12 protein-coding genes are annotated in these 13,375 nt (G+C 71.4%); 6 read left to right on the forward strand and 6 right to left on the reverse strand.

From position 1 onward, the window contains the following. Positions 1-1,105: homocysteine S-methyltransferase family protein (locus QSK45_RS32085; RefSeq protein WP_285562414.1), on the reverse strand; the 1,105-nt coding region annotated here is incomplete at its 3' end. Positions 1,106-1,418: 313 nt separating this feature from the next. Between QSK45_RS32085 and QSK45_RS32090 the strand changes: the two genes are divergently transcribed. The 5 genes from QSK45_RS32090 to QSK45_RS32110 all read left to right on the forward strand — a co-directional run bounded on the left by QSK45_RS32090 (position 1,419) and on the right by QSK45_RS32110 (position 7,753). Next, complete coding sequence (locus QSK45_RS32090) at positions 1,419-2,183, forward strand: IclR family transcriptional regulator (protein ID WP_285562415.1); 765 nt, start codon at positions 1,419-1,421, stop codon at positions 2,181-2,183. 353 nt (positions 2,184-2,536) lie between these two features. Beyond that, positions 2,537-3,328, forward strand: a complete 792-nt coding sequence (locus QSK45_RS32095) for an MIP/aquaporin family protein (protein WP_285562416.1) — start codon at positions 2,537-2,539, stop codon at positions 3,326-3,328. Positions 3,329-3,403: 75 nt separating this feature from the next. Then, complete coding sequence (gene glpK / locus QSK45_RS32100; RefSeq protein WP_285562417.1) at positions 3,404-4,942, forward strand: glycerol kinase GlpK; 1,539 nt, start codon at positions 3,404-3,406, stop codon at positions 4,940-4,942. Between the two features lie 48 nt (positions 4,943-4,990). Continuing rightward, positions 4,991-6,607, forward strand: a complete 1,617-nt coding sequence (locus QSK45_RS32105; protein ID WP_285562418.1) for a glycerol-3-phosphate dehydrogenase/oxidase — start codon at positions 4,991-4,993, stop codon at positions 6,605-6,607. 216 nt (positions 6,608-6,823) lie between these two features. Then, a complete protein-coding gene (locus QSK45_RS32110) occupies positions 6,824-7,753 on the forward strand; it encodes a PAC2 family protein (protein WP_285562419.1) in 930 nt (309 codons plus the stop codon). Positions 7,754-7,829: 76 nt separating this feature from the next. Here the strand turns inward: QSK45_RS32110 and mshC are convergent, their stop codons facing one another. The 4 genes from mshC to QSK45_RS32130 all read right to left on the reverse strand — a co-directional run bounded on the left by mshC (position 7,830) and on the right by QSK45_RS32130 (position 11,352). After that, positions 7,830-9,059 carry a cysteine--1-D-myo-inosityl 2-amino-2-deoxy-alpha-D-glucopyranoside ligase gene (mshC, locus tag QSK45_RS32115; protein WP_285562420.1) on the reverse strand — a complete coding sequence of 410 codons (1,230 nt, stop codon included), beginning with the start codon at positions 9,057-9,059 and terminating at the stop codon, positions 7,830-7,832. Between the two features lie 127 nt (positions 9,060-9,186). Continuing rightward, a complete protein-coding gene (locus QSK45_RS32120; RefSeq protein WP_285562421.1) occupies positions 9,187-10,014 on the reverse strand; it encodes an SCO1664 family protein in 828 nt (275 codons plus the stop codon). Beyond that, on the reverse strand, positions 9,978-10,568 hold the full coding sequence (locus QSK45_RS32125) for a DUF3090 domain-containing protein (RefSeq protein WP_285562422.1): 591 nt from the start codon (positions 10,566-10,568) through the stop codon (positions 9,978-9,980). Before QSK45_RS32125 ends, QSK45_RS32120 begins: the two co-directional genes overlap by 37 nt. A gap of 97 nt (positions 10,569-10,665) precedes the next feature. Further along, positions 10,666-11,352 (reverse strand): histidine phosphatase family protein, encoded by a 687-nt coding sequence (locus QSK45_RS32130; protein WP_285562423.1) that lies wholly within the window; start codon positions 11,350-11,352, stop codon positions 10,666-10,668. 62 nt (positions 11,353-11,414) lie between these two features. On the opposite strand from QSK45_RS32130, the gene corA reads away from it, so the two are divergent. Beyond that, positions 11,415-12,416, forward strand: coding sequence for a magnesium/cobalt transporter CorA (gene corA / locus QSK45_RS32135; protein ID WP_285562532.1), 1,002 nt, complete (start codon positions 11,415-11,417; stop codon positions 12,414-12,416). Positions 12,417-12,440: 24 nt separating this feature from the next. On the opposite strand, the gene QSK45_RS32140 is transcribed toward corA, so the two are convergent. After that, positions 12,441-13,229: a ferritin-like domain-containing protein gene (locus tag QSK45_RS32140; RefSeq protein WP_285562533.1), complete on the reverse strand. Its 789-nt coding sequence runs from the start codon at positions 13,227-13,229 to the stop codon at positions 12,441-12,443. Positions 13,230-13,375 lie beyond the last annotated feature (146 nt).

Here is a 13,375-nt window from a genome sequence, read left to right on the forward strand (position 1 = left end):
TGGCCTCGCGGAACTTCTTCGACCCGTTCGCGTTCGTGCGCTCGCCGATCGCCAGATACGACGTGTCCTGCCGGAACGGCACCGACTGGTACAGCGACGCGGCGCCCGGCTCGGGGTGCGGGTCACGAACCGGCGGAGTCAGGCCCCGGACCCGCTCCACCACCTGACGCAGATGCTCCGGAGTCGTACCGCAGCAGCCACCGACGAGCGAGAGGCCGTACTCCCGGACGAACGTCTCCTGGGCGTCCGCCAGCTCCGGAGCGGTCAGCGGGTAGTGGGCGCCGTCCTTGCCGAGGACGGGCAGGCCGGCGTTGGGCATGCAGGACAGCGGGATGCGGGAGTGCCGGGTGAGGTAGCGCAGGTGCTCGCTCATCTCGGCCGGGCCGGTGGCGCAGTTGAGGCCGATCATGTCGATGCCCAGCGGCTCCAGGGCCGTGAGCGCGGCGCCGATCTCGGAGCCGAGCAGCATGGTGCCGGTGGTCTCGACGGTGACCGAGACGATCACCGGGAGGTCGAGGCCGAGGGCGTCCAGGGCACGCCGGGCGCCGATGACCGACGCCTTGGTCTGCAGCAGGTCCTGGGTGGTCTCCACGAGGAGGGCGTCGGCGCCGCCTTCGATCAGGCCCTCGGCGTTGCGCTGGTAGGCGTCGCGCAGGGTGGGGTAGGGCGCGTGGCCGAGGGTGGGCAGCTTGGTGCCGGGGCCCATGGAGCCGAGCACCCAGCGGGGGCGGCCGTCGCGGGCGGTGAAGGCGTCGGCGGTCTCGCGGGCGACGCGCGCGCCGGCCTCGGACAGTTCGTGGACGCGGTCGGAGATCTCGTACTCGCCGAGGGCGGAGTGGTTGGCCCCGAAGGTGTTGGTCTCGACGCAGTCGACGCCCACGGCGAAGTACGCCTCGTGGACGGAGCGGACGATGTCCGGGCGGGTGAGGTTCAGGATCTCGTTGCAGCCTTCGAGCTGCTGGAAGTCGTCCAGGGTGGGTTCCTGGGCCTGGAGCATGGTGCCCATGGCTCCGTCGGCGACCACCACGCGGGTGGCGAGCGCCTCTCGGAGCGCGGACGCACGGGTCCGGCTGTCGGCGGTAGGGGACGTTGGCAACGAGGCCATGTAGGGGCTCCCTGAAGGTGCGACGGCTGTCGGCTATGCGGTGCCCCCTCGACGGGCGGGAGGGCTGCACGGCGCCAGACTAACCGGGTGTGGGCTTGGATGGGCACAGGCGTCCACGTGACGGACGCCGATGGCCTCGCCGCCAAGCGCGGGCCACATGTGATGTAACAGGTGTCGACCGACCATTAGCGGGAGGTCGACATGGACCGGTAGTGTTCGACATTGCCGAACGGTGGTAGTGAAGCGCGGGAAGTTGGCGGCGCTTCGCCCGCACTGCGTTTCGGCAGTCGAAGGGGACGGAGGCAGGACGGCGATGGCACGGAACATCCAGTCGCTCGAACGCGCGGCCGCGATGCTGCGGCTGCTCGCGGGCGGCGAGCGACGGCTCGGGCTGTCGGACATCGCCTCCTCGCTCGGCCTCGCCAAGGGCACCGCGCACGGGATCCTGCGCACCCTCCAGCACGAGGGGTTCGTGGAGCAGGACGACGCCTCGGGCCGCTATCAGCTGGGCGCGGAGCTGCTGCGCCTGGGCACCACCTATCTGGACGTCCACGAGCTGCGGGCGCGTGCCCTGGTATGGACGGACGACCTGGCCCGCTCCAGCGGGGAGAGCGTGCACCTGGGGGTGCTGCACCAGCACGGCGTGCTGATCGTGCACCACGTCTTCCGGCCCGACGACAGCCGGCAGGTGCTGGAGATCGGGGCCATGCAGCCCCTGCACTGCACGGCGCTCGGCAAGGTGCTGGCCGCCTACGACCCGGTGGCGCACAGCGAGGCGCTGGAGGCCGAGCGCAAGGCCTTCACCGACCGCACGGTGTGCGACGCGGCGGAGTTCGAGCACATCCTCGACCTCACGCGCGCGCGGGGCTACGCGGCCGACGTGGAGGAGACGTGGGAGGGAGTGGCGTCGATCGCCGCGCCCGTCCACGACCGCCGCCGGATGCCCGTGGGCGCGGTCGGCATCACGGGTGCGGTGGAGCGCCTGTGCCGGGACGGCGAGCTGCGGCCCGAGCTGATCGCCGCGGTGCGCGACTGCGCCCGAGCAGTCTCCCGGGACCTGGGCGCCGGACGGTTCTGAGGGTTTCTGAGGGATCACGCTCCGTTGTGGGTATGACCGGGACGCCGGGCGGCGTTCCGGTTCTCGCCCTACCCTGAAATGGACATACAGGGGCGAAAACTGCATAGCGTAGCGAAGAGTGATAGCCGGCGGCGATCAATAACGATCCGGTTTTCGATAAGAGAACCCTTGACGCACGCGTAACACCGAAGCGAGACTCCCGTCCATCGGTCGGCATTGTCGAACACCTACCGGCAATACGCGTTAGAGTGTGACAGCGCCAAGGGCCGGCATCGCTCTCACCCCGAGGGCACCAGAACCCCCGATGGGACCGGGGTTCGCTTACCCCTGGACGAAGGACAAAGGAGTCGCGGGTGTCCAGCTCCGACATCTTCATCGGCGAGACCCTCGGTACCGCCATACTCATCCTGCTCGGCGGCGGCGTGTGTGCCGCCGTCACGCTGAAGGCCTCCAAGGCCCGTAACGCCGGCTGGCTCGCCATCGCCTTCGGGTGGGGCTTCGCGGTCATGACGGCCGTGTACATCTCCGCGCCGCTCTCCGGCGCCCATCTGAACCCGGCCGTGACCGTCGCCCTGGCCATCAAGAACAGCGACTGGAGCGACGTTCCGTACTACCTCGGCGGCCAGCTGCTCGGGGCCATGATCGGTGCGGTCCTGGTGTGGCTCGCCTACTACGGCCAGTTCCACGCGCACCTGACCGACAAGGAGATCGTCGGCGGTCCGGGCGCCCAGGCCACGTCGGCCAAGGCGGTGGAGGCCCAGGAGCAGGGTGCCGGCCCGGTCCTCGGCATCTTCTCCACCGGCCCGGAGATCCGGAACGTGGCGCAGAACCTCGTCACGGAGATCATCGGCACCATCGTGCTGATCCTCGCGGTCCTCACGCAGGGCCTGAACAACCAGGGCAACGGCCTCGGCCCGCTCGGCGGACTGATCACCGCGTTCGTGGTGGTGGCCATCGGTCTGTCCCTCGGCGGCCCGACGGGCTACGCGATCAACCCGGCCCGTGACCTCGGACCGCGCATCGTGCACGCCCTGCTGCCGCTGCCCAACAAGGGCGGCTCCGACTGGAGCTACGCCTGGATCCCGGTGGTCGGCCCGCTGATCGGCGCCGCCATCGCGGCGGGTATCTACAACGTCGCCTTCTGACGGAACCCCCACACGGATTCCGCGCACGCGCCGTACGTTCAGCCCCTCTCACCACGGACCCTTCAGGAGCACACAGTGACCGACGCCCACACCGCAGGCCCCTTCATCGCGGCGATCGACCAGGGCACGACCTCCTCGCGCTGCATCATCTTCGACCGGGACGGCCGTATCGTCTCCGTCGACCAGAAGGAGCACGAGCAGATCTTCCCGAAGCCGGGCTGGGTCGAGCACAACGCCAACGAGATCTGGACCAACGTCCAGGAGGTCGTCGCCGGAGCCGTCGCCAAGGCCGGCATCACCCGCGACGACATCAAGGCCATCGGCATCACCAACCAGCGCGAGACCACCGTGCTGTGGGACAAGAACACCGGTGAGCCCGTCCACAACGCCATCGTGTGGCAGGACACCCGCACCGACGCCCTGTGCCGGGAGCTGGGCCGCAACGTCGGCCAGGACCGCTTCCGCCGCGAGACCGGTCTGCCGCTGGCGTCCTACTTCGCCGGCCCCAAGGCCCGCTGGCTGCTCGACAACGTCGAGGGCCTCAAGGAGCGCGCCGAGGCCGGGGACATCCTTTTCGGCACCATGGACACCTGGGTCATCTGGAACCTGACCGGCGGTGTCAACGGCGGCAAGCACGTCACCGACGTCACCAACGCGTCGCGCACCCTGCTCATGAACCTGCACACGATGCAGTGGGACGCGAAGATCGCCGAATCCATCGGCGTGCCGCTGCAGATCCTGCCGGAGATCCGCTCCTCCGCCGAGGTCTACGGCGAGGTCACCGGCGGCAAGCTCGGCGACCTGCTGGGCGGCATCCCGGTGGCCTCCGCGCTCGGCGACCAGCAGGCGGCCCTGTTCGGCCAGACCTGCTTCTCCCAGGGCGAGACCAAGTCGACCTACGGCACCGGCACCTTCATGGTGATGAACACCGGCGACAAGATCATCAACTCGTACGCCGGTCTGCTGACCACCGTCGGCTACAAGATCGGCGAGCAGCCCACGGTCTACGCCCTGGAGGGCTCGATCGCCGTCACCGGTTCGCTGGTGCAGTGGATGCGTGACCAGATGGGCCTGATCTCCACCGCCGCCGAGATCGAGACGCTCGCGCTCTCGGTCGAGGACAACGGCGGCGCCTACTTCGTGCCGGCCTTCTCCGGCCTGTTCGCCCCGCACTGGCGTTCCGACGCCCGCGGTGTGATCGCCGGTCTGACCCGGTACGTCACCAAGGCGCACCTCGCGCGCGCCGTCCTGGAGGCCACCGCCTGGCAGACCCGGGAGATCGCCGACGCCATGACCAAGGACTCGGGCGTCGAGCTGGCCACCCTCAAGGTCGACGGCGGCATGACCGCCAACAACCTGCTGATGCAGACGCTCTCCGACGTCCTGGACGCACCGGTGGTGCGCCCGATGGTCGCCGAGACCACCTGCCTCGGCGCCGCCTACGCCGCCGGCCTCGCCGTCGGCTTCTGGTCCAGCACCGACGAGCTGCGCGCCAACTGGCGCCGGGCCGCCGAGTGGACCCCCCGCATGGACGCGGAGACCCGCGACCGTGAGTACAAGAACTGGCTCAAGGCCGTTGACCGGACCATGGGCTGGCTCGAGGACGAGAGCTGAGCGGCCTCGTTCCGCTCAGACCGCTCTGACGAGGAGTAAGTACCCCACATGACCAGTCAGTCCACCCTGCAGTCCGTGCCTGCCCTGGGAACGCACCCGGCCTCCGGCTCCAATCCGAGTCGCGCCGAGACCAGGGAGCAGCTCTCCAAGGCGTCGTACGACCTTCTTGTGATCGGCGGCGGCATCCTGGGCATCTCCACCGCCTGGCACGCCGCGCAGTCCGGGCTCAGGGTGGCGCTGGTCGACGCCGGCGACTTCGCCGGTGCCACGTCCTCCGCCTCCTCCAAGCTGCTCCACGGCGGTCTGCGCTACCTACAGACCGGCGCGGTGAAGCTGGTGGCGGAGAACCACTTCGAGCGCCGCGCGGTCTCCCGCCAGGTGGCCCCCCACCTGGCGAACCCGCTGACCTTCTACCTCCCCGTGTACAAGGGCGGCCCGCACGGCGCGGCGAAGCTCGGCGCGGGCGTCTTCGCCTACTCGGCGCTGTCCGCGTTCGGCGACGGCGTCGGCCACCTGCTCTCTCCCGCCAAGGCGGCGCAGGACGTGCCCGAGCTGCGTACCGAGAACCTCAAGGCCGTGGCCGTCTACGGCGACGACCAGATGAACGACGCGCGCATGGCGCTGATGACGGTCCGCGCGGCCGTCGACGCGGGCGCGGTCGTGCTGAACCACGCCGAGGTCACCGGCCTGCGCTTCACCCGGGGCCGGGTGACGGGCGCGGAGCTGAGGGACCGGCGGTCCGGTGACGAGTTCGGCGTCGACGCCCGTCTGGTGCTGAACGCGACCGGCCCGTGGGTCGACCACCTGCGCAGGATGGAGGACCCGAACGCGGCGCCGTCCATCCGCCTGTCCAAGGGCGCGCACCTGGTCCTGAAGCGGACCTCGCCGTGGAAGGCCGCGCTGGCGACGCCGATCGACAAGTACCGGATCACCTTCGCCCTCCCCTGGGAGGACATGCTGCTGCTCGGCACCACCGACGAGGAGTACGAGGGCGACCCGGCGGACGTCTCCGTCAACGACAGGGACATAGCCCAGATCCTGGACGAGGCCGCGTTCTCCGTCCGGGACCAGCAGCTGAAGAAGGACCTGATCACGTACGCGTTCGCCGGTCTGCGGGTGCTGCCGGGCGGTCCCGGCGACACCGCGAAGGCCAAGCGCGAGACGGTGGTGACCGAGGGCAAGGGCGGCATGCTGTCCGTCGCGGGCGGCAAGTGGACCACGTTCCGGCACATCGGTCGTACGGTCATGAAGAAGCTGGAGTCGCTGCCGGGCCACCCGCTGGGCGACGACTTCGAGCCGATCTCCTCGCTGCCGAAGAAGCTCCCGCTGCCCGGTGTCGCCAACCCGCGCGCGGTCGCGCACCGGCTGCTGGTGGACCACCCGGCGCCGGGCCCCCGGATGGGCGCCGACACCGCCAAGCACCTGGCGACCCACTACGGCTCGCTGGCGTTCGACATCGCCCGGCTGGCGAACGAGAACCCCGAGCTGGCGCAGCGGGTGCACCCGGACGCGCCGGAGATCTGGGCGCAGGTCGTGTGGGCCCGCGACCACGAGTGGGCCGAGACGGCGGACGACGTGCTGCGCCGCCGTACCACGCTGACGATCCGCGGCCTGGCCACGGACGAGGTCCGGGCGAAGGTCCAGGGTCTGCTCGACGGGAAGTAGTCCGCGGGGCACCGGGGAGGGGCGGCGCGTGACGCACGGGCCGTCCCTTCCGCGCGCCCACGGGTCCGGGGGTTTCTCCGGGGTGCGAGGGGTGTTCGAGCGGGGAGCGCGGGGCAGTGATCCGTTCACTGCCCCCTACAAGGGGACTGCGGACGCCCTTGCCGGACGCCGTAAGGTTGGTGAGTCAAGCAAGGGCACGTCGGAAGGAGGCACTGGGTGATCGAGCTGGAGGGGGTTCCCGAGCTGATCGACCCAGTCATGGTGGCCGCGTTCGAGGGCTGGAACGATGCCGGTGACGCCGCCTCCACGGCGGTCGCGCATCTGGAACGCGAGTTCAAGGGCGAGGTGTTCGCGGCGCTGGACGCCGAGGACTACTACGACTTCCAGGTGAACCGGCCGACGGTGTTCATGGAGGGCGGGGTACGCAAGATCACCTGGCCGACGACCCGGCTGTCGGTGGTCCGCGTCGGCGGCGACAAGCCGCGCGACCTGGTGCTGGTGCGGGGCATCGAGCCGTCCATGCGGTGGCGCTCGTTCTGCAACGAGCTGCTCGGCTTCGCGCACGAGCTGGGCGTGGAGCTGGTGGTGGTCCTGGGGGCGCTGCTCGGGGACACGCCGCACACACGTCCGGTGCCGGTCAGCGGGGTCACGTCGGACACGGACCTGGCGCAGCGGATGGACCTGGAGGAGACGAAGTACGAGGGGCCGACGGGCATCGTCGGGGTCCTCCAGGAGGCGTGCGCGCACGCCGGGGTGCCGGCGGTGTCGCTGTGGGCGGCGGTGCCGCACTACGTCTCGCAGCCGCCCAACCCCAAGGCCACGCTGGCGCTGCTGAACCGTCTGGAGGACCTGCTGGACCTGCGCATCCCGCAGGGCGAGCTGCCCGAGGACGCGCGGGCCTGGCAGGTCGGCGTGGACCAGCTGGCCGCGGAGGACAGCGAGGTCGCGGAGTACGTCCAGACGCTGGAGGAGGCCCGGGACACCGCGGAGCTGCCGGAGGCCTCCGGCGAGGCCATCGCGCGGGAGTTCGAGCGGTATCTGCGGCGCCGGGACGCACCGGGCGGCAAGGCGCGCCCGTCCAAACCGGATACCGCGAGCGGTTCCGCGGAGGACGACGGCGACGAGGGCGACGGCTCGGAGACCTGAACGAGCAGCGCGAGGGGGCGGCTCCCCACCGGGAGCCGCCCCCTCGCGCTGTCGCGTGCGCGTATCGGGCGAAGACCTACAGCGCCACGCCCAGCAGCGCGTCCACCGCCCTCGTGACCAGGCCGGGCGCGCCGGTGTCCGTACCGCCCTCGGACTCCTGCCGCTCGGCCCAGCGGTCCACCGCGGCCAGGGCGGCCGGGGCGTCCAGGTCGTGGGACAGGGCGTCGCGGATCTCCTCGACCAGGGCGTCGGCGGAGGGGCCGTCGGGGCGGGAGACCGCGGCGCGCCAGTGGGTGAGGCGGTCCACGGCGTCCTGGAGGACCTGGTCGGTCCACTCCCAGTCGGCGCGGTAGTGGTGGGCGAGCAGGGCGAGGCGGATCGCCGCCGGGTCGACGCCGTCGCGGCGCACCTGGGAGACGAAGACCAGATTGCCCTTGGACTTGGACATCTTCTCGCCGTGCAGGGCGACCATGCCGGCGTGGACGTACGCCTTGGCCATGGGGAACTCGCCGGTGAGCACCTGAGCGTGCGAGGCGCCCATCTCGTGGTGCGGGAAGGCGAGGTCGGAGCCGCCGCCCTGGACGTCGAAGCCCATGCCGAGGTGGTCGAGGGCGATGGCCACGCACTCGATGTGCCAGCCGGGGCGGCCGGGGCCGAGGGAGGCGCCGTCCCAGCTGGGCTCGCCCTCGCGGGCCGCCATCCACAGCATCGGGTCGACGGGGTTCTTCTTGCCCGGACGGTCCGGGTCGCCGCCGCGCTCGGCGGACAGCAGCCGCATGGCGGCGGCGTCGAGGTGCGAGACCGAGCCGAAGTGCGGGTCAGACTCGACGGAGAAGTAGACGTCGCCTTCCAGCTCGTAGGCGGCGCCGAGGTCGCGCAGCCGCTCCACGAGCGGGACGATGCCGGGTATCGCCTCGACGGCGCCTATGTACTCCCGCGGCGGGAGCATCCGCAGAGCGGTCATGTCCTCGCGGAAGAGGGCGGTCTCCTTCTCGGCGAGGGCGACCCAGTCGACGCCGTCGCGCTCCGCGCGTTCGAGGAGGGGGTCGTCGACGTCGGTGACGTTCTGGACGTAGTGGACCTGCCGCTTGGTGTCGAGCCACACGCGCTGGACGAGGTCGAACGCGTTGTAGGTCGCCGCATGACCCATGTGGGTCGCGTCGTACGGGGTGATGCCGCAGACGTAGATGCGGGCGACGGGACCGGGCTGGAGGGTGACCAGGCCGCCGGTCGCGGTGTCGTGGATCCTCAGGTCGCGGCCCTGACCAGGCAGGGCGGGGACCTCGGAAGCGGGCCAGGCATGCATGTACATGAGCCTAACCGGCCGTGCGTCGCGAACACGACCGGGATCGCGTCGGATGGCCGGTTGTGCGCTCTTGTATCTTCGATCGCACTGTGCTCACCGGCCACGCCGGCCCGTCCTCACGGGTGGTTCACACGGGCGGCCAGGGGATCGCCGGCCACTCGCCGCCGGGTTCCGGGTGCACTCCGGAGGCGAGCAGGGCGGCGACGCGGGCGCGGGTGGCGTCGAGTTCCGCGGCGGTGACGAGGGGTTGGAGACGCTCGCCGAGGTCGCCGTCCAGGGCGTCGCGGAGTCCCTGGAGGACCTCGACGGCCTCGGCGGTGAGGGGTTCGCCGGCCCAGCCCCACAGCAGGGTGCGCAGCTTGCCCTCGGTGTGGAAGGTGACGCCGTGGTCGATGCCGTAGAGCCGGCCGTCGGCGGTGGGCAGCAGGTGGCCGCCCTTGCGGTCGGCGTTGTTGATCACGGCGTCGAGGACGGCGAGGCGGCGCAGCCGCTCGTCGTCGGCGTGCACGAGCAGCGCGGTGCGGCCCTCGCCGACCTCGGCGAAGCCGATGGCCTTCCAGCCGGGTCCGGGCTCCTCGCCGTCGACGAGGGCGAGGAGTTCCGCCTCGGCGGACACGTCGACCCAGAGCTGGCACATGCCCTCGCCGTAGGGGCCGTCGCGCAGCACGGTCGGCGGGACCAGGCCCCAGCCGGTGGCCTCGGAGACCTCGTAGGCGGCGACCTCGCGGGCGGCGAGGGTGCCGTCGGGGAAGTCCCACAGGGGACGTTCCCCGGCGACCGGCTTGTAGACGCAGGTGGCTTCCCGGCCGTCCTGGGCGACGGTGCAGAACAGGGCGGCGTTGGAGGCGTCGCGGATACGGCCGCGCACGGTCAGTTCACCCCGGGCGAGCAGCTCGGCCGCGTCCGGGTCGGCGGCCGTCACGCCCCGCGGCGGTATCCGTTCTGGCGCGGGCATACGTGTCCTTCCGGATCGAGCGGGAGGCTGCACAGCGGGCACGGCGGCCGCCCGGCGTTGACGACGTCGAGGGCGCGCTTGGCGAAGGCACGGGCCTGCGCGCCGGTCAGCCGGACCCGCAGCATCGGGGGCCCGTTCTCCTCGTCCTGGAGCAGCCGTTCCTCGGCCTCGGCGAGGTCCTCCTCGGTGTCGGCGTCCAACTCCACGAGAGCCTGCGCCTCCACGACCATGCGCTGTTCCTCGGCGTCCCAGGCCAGGGCCATGGTGCCGACGCGGAACTCCTCCTCGACGGGGGTCTCCAGCGGGGCGGTGTCGGCCACCTCGCTCGGCGCCATGGCCGGGACGGAGGCGCTGCCGCCGCTGCGGCGCACGACCTCGTCCAGGAGTTCGTCCATGCGCTCGGCGAGCGCGGCGACCTGGGTCTTCTCCAGGACCACGCTGGTCACCCGGGGGCCCGCGATGGCCTGGAGGAAGAACGTACGGCGTCCGGGCAGTCCGACCGTGCCGGCCACGAAGCGGTCCGGCGGATCGTAGAGGAACACCTGACGGGACACGTCCTGTCTCCATGGGGTCGAGAGTTTCGGTGGTGCGTGTGCGGGCCGCTGCGGATACGCGGCGGCGTGGATCGCTTCACCCTACTGCGGCCGACGATCACGGTGCGCCCGCACCGCCCCCGACCGGTGCGTCGCCGTCGGGGTGTTCCTCGCGCGGGGCGAGCGAGGCGAGGTCACCGGTGTCTCCGAGGCGGACGAGGAAGGGGCGCAGGCGGGTGTAGCGGATCGCGGTGACGGAACACGGCTCCACGGAGATCCGCTGGAAGAGGTCGAGATGGAGCCCGAGGGCGTCGGCGACCAGGGATTTGATGATGTCACCGTGCGAGCACACGAGGTAGACCGCGTCGGCGCCGTGGTCGCGCTCGACGCGCGCGTTCCACTCGCGTACGGCCTCGGCGGCGCGGGTCTGCATGGCGCGCATGGACTCACCGCCGGGGAACGCGGCGGCGGAGGGGTGGGCCTGGACGATCTCCATGAGCGGCTCGTCCTTGAGTTCGGCGAGCTTGCGGCCCGACCAGTCGCCGTAGTGGCACTCCCCGATCCGGTCGTCGGTGTGCGCGCGCAGGCCGGGGCGGGCCGCGAGCAGCGGGGCCACGGTCTCCTGGCAGCGTTGGAGGGGGCTGGTGACGACCTCGGCCAGGGGGAGGGCGGCGAGGCGCTCGGGCAGGGCGGCGGCCTGGGCGGCGCCCCGTTCGTCCAGGGTGACCCCCGGGGTCCAGCCGGCGAGCACGCCGGAGGTGTTGGCGGTGGAACGTCCGTGCCTTACGAGGATCAGCGTGGGCATGCGGACCAGGGTAGGCGCATCAGGTGGTGCGCCGGTGATCTCGTGGAGGGAGAATGCGCTCCGTGATCGTCGACTGCGCCGTCTACCGGCACGGACAGCGGACCGAGGGTCCGGAGGACCTGTCCGACGCGCTCGCCGAGGCGCGGGCGGCGGGCGGGTTCGTGTGGATCGGGCTGTACGAGCCGTCCGAGCGGGAGTTCGACCTGGTGACCCGGGAGTTCGGGCTGCACCCGCTGGCGGTGGAGGACGCTCTCAAGGCGCATCAGCGGCCCAAACTGGAGGTCTACGAGGGTTCGCTGTTCGTGGTGCTGAAGCCGGTCGCGTACGAGGCGGCGAGCGACACCGTCTCGGCGGGCGAGGTGATGGTCTTCGTCGGCGACAGCTTCGTGGTGACGGTACGGCACGGCGAGGCCTCGCCGCTGGCGGCGGTGCGGCACCGGCTGGAGGAGGAGCCGGAGATGCTCGACAAGGGGCCCACCGCGGTGCTGTACGCGATCGCCGACGCCATCGTGGACCGCTATCTGGAGGTGGCGACCGAGCTGCAGACGGATCTGGAGGAGGTGGAGGCGGAGGTGTTCCGGCCGGAGGTCGGGGGCGCGCGCAACACCGCCTCGCGGATCTACGGCTTCAAGCGGCAGATCGTGGAGTTCCGCCGGGCGACCGGGCCGCTGGCGCTGCCGCTGAACCGGCTGGCGGGGACCGGTCCGCTCGGCGCCGGGGCCGGGGTGCCGTTCGTCCATGAGGAGGCTCGGCCGTTCTTCCGGGACGTCGGCGACCATCTCGCTCGTGTGAACGAGTCGGTGGAGGGCCTCGACCGGCTGGTGTCGGACGTGCTGTCGGCGCACCTGGCGCAGACGAGCGTGCGGCAGAACGACGACATGCGGAAGATCTCCGCCTGGGCGGCGATGGCGGCGGTGCCCACGATGATCGCCGGGATCTACGGCATGAACTTCGACCACATGCCGGAACTGCACTGGCTGTGGTCGTACCCGGCGGTGATCCTGGTGATGGCGCTGCTGGAGGTGGTCCTGTACCGGCTGTTCAAGCGGCGGGAGTGGCTGTGAGGGTGCCCCTGCGGGCACGCCGGCTCAGACGAACTCGGGTGCGGGGGTGACGGGACCGCCGAGGGGGTCGCGGCGGCCGGGCATGCCGAGGGTGACCATGCGGTGCCAGCCGACGAGCCGCTCGTAGCAGTAGACGGCGCGGATGCCCGCCGTGAGCAGCGCGGACCTGGTGCGGGACCAGCCCAGGACGCGGCTCATCCGGGCCATGACGGCGAGACTGACGTCGCGGTGGACGCGGATCTCGGCGAGGGCGCAGGCCCGCAGGGTGCGCTGGATGAACCGGCCGTGTCCGGCGGCGGCGAGGCGCAAAAGCTCCTCGTGGGTGTAGGCGAGGTGGTTGTCCTCGTCGTCCGCGATCATCCGCACGGCCCTGCCGATCTCCGGGTGGTCGGCGAAGTGCTTCAGGAGCAGGGCCATCTGCTCGGCGGCGCGCTGCTCGGTGACGCGGCTGTGGGCGAGGTAGACGACGATGTCCCGCTCGGTCAGCGGCTCGTCCCGGCGCAGGCGGGCGTGGGAGAGGCCGATGCCGCGGCGTTCCAGGAGCATCGTGTAGTCGGTCCCGGGCGGTACGGGTGCCGGGGTGAGACCGCGTCGGCGCAGGAGGGCGGTGAAGATGCGGCCGTGCTTGTCCTCGTCGGCGCCATGGCGGGCGATCTTGGGGGCGAGGGCGCGCTGGCTCGGCGGGACCAGGGCGGCGATGCGGCCGTTCTCCCAGCCGCCCTGGGCCTCGCCGCCGGCCGCGATGGAGCAGAACAGCCGGAAGGACTCGTCGTGGTCGAGGATCTCCCGGAACAGCCTCTTGGCCGACAGCATGACGGTCACCCTCTTTCTCCACGTCCCGTGAAGAACGACTCAAATGCGGGCGCGGGGGTGCCGCAACAGGGGTGCGGGCAGGTTCGGCCGAACGAGGGAGGCGCGGGGTCGTAACCGCTCGCCGCCGGGCGCGTTGTTCCCCGTGA

Origin of the sequence: Streptomyces hygroscopicus subsp. hygroscopicus (assembly GCF_030269125.1) — a bacterium.
Lineage (GTDB): Bacteria > Actinomycetota > Actinomycetes > Streptomycetales > Streptomycetaceae > Streptomyces > Streptomyces hygroscopicus_C.

What these genes read in the sequence shown, in the direction of transcription:
- QSK45_RS32140 (WP_285562533.1), bottom strand. Translation starts at nt 13,229, where the DNA reads ATGCTGTCGGCCAAGAGGCTGTTCCGGGAGATCCTCGACCACGACGAG.
- mshC (WP_285562420.1), bottom strand. Translation starts at nt 9,059, where the DNA reads ATGCATGCCTGGCCCGCTTCCGAGGTCCCCGCCCTGCCTGGTCAGGGC.
- QSK45_RS32090 (WP_285562415.1), top strand. Translation starts at nt 1,419, where the DNA reads ATGGCACGGAACATCCAGTCGCTCGAACGCGCGGCCGCGATGCTGCGG.
- QSK45_RS32120 (WP_285562421.1), bottom strand. Translation starts at nt 10,014, where the DNA reads ATGCCCGCGCCAGAACGGATACCGCCGCGGGGCGTGACGGCCGCCGAC.
- QSK45_RS32130 (WP_285562423.1), bottom strand. Translation starts at nt 11,352, where the DNA reads ATGCCCACGCTGATCCTCGTAAGGCACGGACGTTCCACCGCCAACACC.
- QSK45_RS32105 (WP_285562418.1), top strand. Translation starts at nt 4,991, where the DNA reads ATGACCAGTCAGTCCACCCTGCAGTCCGTGCCTGCCCTGGGAACGCAC.